1 protein-coding gene is annotated in these 1,605 nt (G+C 68.3%); it reads right to left on the bottom strand.

The window, feature by feature from the left end; genetic code table 11:
* Positions 1–382: 382 nt before the first annotated feature.
* Positions 383–1,162: a GNAT family N-acetyltransferase gene (locus ACFYSC_RS36830; RefSeq protein ID WP_389971033.1), complete on the bottom strand. Its 780-nt coding sequence runs from the start codon at positions 1,160–1,162 to the stop codon at positions 383–385.
* Between the last annotated feature and the right edge of the window lie 443 nt (positions 1,163–1,605).

The raw sequence follows: 1,605 nt of genomic DNA, 5'->3' as shown, positions 1-1,605 counted from the left end.
TCCGCCGTAGTTTCTCGCTTTCCGGCGGCCCACGGCCCTCACCGATGCTGAAGCCAACCGTTGATCCCGGCTCAGGGCGGGCCGCCGTAGCCTTGCGGCCATACTGACAGGGAAGAGCGCAGGGCTGGGCACCGTAGTCCCTCCCCTCCGGACCGCCCACGGCCCCCGCCCCCTTCCGGATCATTCGCTCTTCCCCGTCATCCACGACTCCGTTCCGAAGAGGGAGGACCGGTCATTCACGGCCTTCCCGACCCGGAGAAAAAGAGCCGGAGAAGAAAGAGAGGGCTTCTCGACCCGGAGTGCGAGGAGAGGGTGAGGCGTCGAGCCGCTGGTCTCCGGAAAAGCGGGGACGGCGGGAGGAAGGTCGGCAAGGTCTCGATGGTCAGGACCACCAGGTGGCCTGGGTGATCACGTCGAAGCCCAGGGAGTCGTAGAGCGGCTTGCCTGCGGTGGCCGCGGTCAGGGTGACGGGGAGGCCGGACAGGCGCTCCAGTACGGCGTGCATGAGCATCCGGCCGATTCCGCGCGACCGGTGCTCGGGCAGGGTGGTGACCCAGTAGACGCCGCCGACCGTGCCGTCGAGGATCACCATGCAGGCGCCGGCGGGCACGCCGTCCCTGGTGACGAGGAAGAACTCGACGTCCTGCCGCTCCAGCACGGTCCGGGGGAAAACCTCACCCGGACGCCAGGGCAGGAAGCCCTCCAGCGGGAATCCGTGGACCACGACCCGTTCCACGGTCTCCAGCAGGCTCTCCGAATCCGCCCTGACGATCTCCACGGCGGGTGGGCTGGAGGAGGCGCCGCCGGCGCTCCCCGGCGGAGCGGTGTCGCGGATCATGACGGGTAGCCGCCGCGAGGTCAGGCCGAGATCTCCCAGGTCGACCGTACCGAACTGGTCCTCGACGACCACCTTGCCGTCGCGCCGGTCCCGGACCAGCTCCGTCAACGCGGCGAGATCGTCCTCGTCCGGGTCCGGGCCGAGCAGCAGGATCCGTGTCCCGCCCCGTTCGCTCCCCTTCACGCCGACGAAGCCGGGCCGCTGAACCACCTCGTTCCCTCGGACCTGCGCGAGCGCCGTCCAGAGGGCGGCGGCGTTCCGGTTGGCCAGGAGAAGGGGGCTCATGCGCCCCTCGGAAGCGACATCCGTCAGCACACTGCTCATGTCCGCAACCATAAAGGCCCATCCAAGCTGACCTCAGACCCGATACCGACCCGAATGATCAGTCCACTCCCCCTCACCCTGCCCTCTTTCTCCCTCTGCTCTGTACGTCCCCTCCTTGCTGTTCTCACGGTTTCTGCTCACCGCGCCCCCTACGGGGGAGCGCTTCCTCCTGTTCTCCCAGGCGAGAGCATGAGCCATCCGGCTTCCTGTTCCCTCCGCTCTTCAGGACGGGATCGTGAGCGGCCAGAAAGAATGCGTGCTCCGAAGGAAGGCGGCGAGGACCGTGAGCGATCCGAAAGGGAGGGGCTACGGCGCCCGACCATGCGCTCTCCCCTGCCAGTGTGGCCGCAAGGCTACGGCGGTCAGCCCCGGACGGGCCTGACCGGGAGGCTTCAGCATCGGTGAGAGCCGTGGGCCTTCGGAAAGCAAGACGCTACGGCGGG

Origin of the sequence: Streptosporangium sp. NPDC004379 (assembly GCF_042873875.1) — a bacterium.
Classification (GTDB): domain Bacteria; phylum Actinomycetota; class Actinomycetes; order Streptosporangiales; family Streptosporangiaceae; genus Streptosporangium.
Note: the sequence above shows the minus strand (reverse complement) of the source record. Positions and strands in the feature narration are given on the sequence as shown.